The organism is Corynebacterium striatum ATCC 6940 (genome assembly GCF_000159135.1).
Taxonomy (GTDB): domain Bacteria; phylum Actinomycetota; class Actinomycetes; order Mycobacteriales; family Mycobacteriaceae; genus Corynebacterium; species Corynebacterium striatum.
Window position 1 is genome coordinate 1 of sequence record NZ_GG667592.1, and the last position, 227, is coordinate 227.

A 227-nucleotide genomic window follows, 5' to 3' on the forward strand; every position below is an offset into this window, starting at 1 on the left:
ATTTCATCCGCCATCACGCCAGTCCGTGCTATACAGGCGTCGATTTCGTCAAGGCCGCGCCCAAGGCGATCGGCAATATCCTGCATCCGACGGCGTTGGTCATCGCTCATCCACGGCAAACGTTCACTGGCAAGACGAGCATAAACATCACGTTGCGGTGCCATATAGCGACGCATCACAATTAATTGTTTGCGCAGCAGAGCCAGGAATCCACGCGGTGGAATTTG

General features: G+C 54.6%; 1 protein-coding gene. It reads right to left on the reverse strand.

Annotated elements, in window-relative coordinates; all coding sequences use genetic code 11:
- A partial coding sequence (locus HMPREF0308_RS13495; RefSeq protein WP_211205711.1) for a CorA family divalent cation transporter occupies window positions 1-227 on the reverse strand: 227 nt, incomplete at both ends.